Annotated in this window: 2 protein-coding genes; both read left to right on the forward strand. The window is 24.9% G+C overall.

Annotated elements, in window-relative coordinates:
* Positions 1 to 234: 234 nt before the first annotated feature.
* Positions 235 to 1,509 carry a histidinol dehydrogenase gene (hisD, locus tag BGI41_RS07875; RefSeq protein WP_088540149.1) on the forward strand — a complete coding sequence of 425 codons (1,275 nt, stop codon included), beginning with the start codon at positions 235 to 237 and terminating at the stop codon, positions 1,507 to 1,509.
* Between the two features lie 89 nt (positions 1,510 to 1,598).
* Complete coding sequence (locus BGI41_RS07880; RefSeq protein WP_088540150.1) at positions 1,599 to 1,901, forward strand: hypothetical protein; 303 nt, start codon at positions 1,599 to 1,601, stop codon at positions 1,899 to 1,901.
* Positions 1,902 to 1,998: the final 97 nt, after the last annotated feature.

Genomic DNA, 1,998 nt, shown 5'->3' on the forward strand with positions numbered 1-1,998 from the left:
ATAAAATATATTCAAATTTATTTATAAAAGTTAAACAAATTAATAAAAAATATAAAATCATCTTAGAAAAATAAAAAATTTAAATTTATTAATATATTAAAAAAATTAGTATTAAAAAAATAAAAAACTAAAAATTACTCTTACAATATTATAATAATAAGTAATATATAATTAATAAAAAATACAAAATTTAAATTAATAATAATTAATTCTTATAAATTAAAAAGTGATATAATGAAATTAATCAAATATAATGAAAATCAATTAGCTGATATTATAAAAAGATCTGAAGAAGATATTAATAAAATAATTCCTACAGTTAATGATATTTTAGTAGACATCAAAGAAAATAAGGATAAAGCTATTTTAGGATATACTGAAAAATTTGATGGTGTAAAATTAGAGGATATGAAAGTTTCAGAAGAAGAAATTAAAGAAGCATATAATAATATTGATGATAAACTTATAGAAGCACTTAAAAGTGCAGCAAGTAATATTGAAAAATTCCATAAAGCAGAAATTCCAAAAGAATGGAAAATGGATATTAAAGATGGAATTACTGCAGGACAAATAATTAGACCTTTAGAAACTGTTGGATGTTACATACCTGGTGGAAGAGCTGCATATCCATCAACAATATTAATGACAGTTATTCCTGCAAAAATAGCTGGAGTTAAAAAAATTGTATGTTGTACACCACCTGGAAAAGATGGAAAAGTAATGGATGCAATTCTTGTTGCAAGTGATATTGCAGGAGCAGATGAAATATACAAAGTAGGTGGAGCACAAGCTATTGGTGCAATGGCATATGGTTCTGAAACAATACCAAAAGTAGATAAAATTGTAGGACCTGGAAACATCTTTGTTACAGGAGCTAAAAAATTAGTATATGGTGATGTAGATATTGAATTCCCTGCAGGACCATCTGAACTTTTAGTACTTGCAGATGAAACAGATAAAGCAGAATTCATTGCATATGATATTATGTCTCAAGCAGAACATGACCCTAATGCAGCATGTATCTTTGTAACACCAAGTGAAGAATTAGCTCATGAAGTTGAAAAAGAAATAAAAGAAAAAACAGAAAAAGCAGTACGTAAAGAAATTATTGAAGCATCACTTTCAAAAAGAGGAAAAATTGTTATTGTAGATGATATTGATGAAGGAATATATGTAACTAACAAATATGCTCCAGAACATCTAATCATCTCAACAAAAGATAATGAATATACTTTAAGTAAAATTAATAATGCAGGTTCAATATTCTTAGGTAACTATTCACCAGTAGCATGTGGTGATTATGGTAGTGGAACTAACCATGTATTACCAACTGGTGCAGGAGCAAGAATGTATTCAGGACTTTCTACTGAAGATTTCTTGAAAAAACCTACAGTACAAAAAATTACAAAAGATGGTTTAAACACATTAAAAGAAACCATTTTACCTATTGCAGAATATGAAGGTTTCTTTGCACATGCTGATTCAGTAAAAATAAGATTTAAAGAATAAATAAAAACCTTTTATAAAAAATGATACAGTAAAAATAAGATTTAAAAATTAAACATGTTTAATTAAGTTTTTTATCTGAAGGTGATTTTATGGATAAATCTGAAGAAATTCTCCAACATTTAGATGATATAAAAGAAGGAGTTACAAAAACTAATAAATTAAGTAGATCCCAACTAAAACTTGTAAATGAGATTACAAGATCTATTGAAGCTGAAGAAGAAAATGAATTTGAAAATGCAGTATCTGATGTTGATGATACAGATAACTTTGATAAAAAAATAGCTGATTATAAAAAAATTAAAGAAGATTTAGAAAAACTCAATAAATATGACCTTGAACAAGTTAAACTTCTTAATGAAATTAAAGGTCTTCTAATTAAAAACTTTATGTAAATTAGCTACTTTTTAATAAATGTAAATTTTTACATTTATTTATTTTTAAATTCAAATATAAAAAATAATTTTAAACTAATTTAACACTTAATAAAAC

The organism is Methanobrevibacter sp. 87.7 (assembly GCF_002208625.1).
GTDB lineage: Archaea > Methanobacteriota > Methanobacteria > Methanobacteriales > Methanobacteriaceae > Methanarmilla.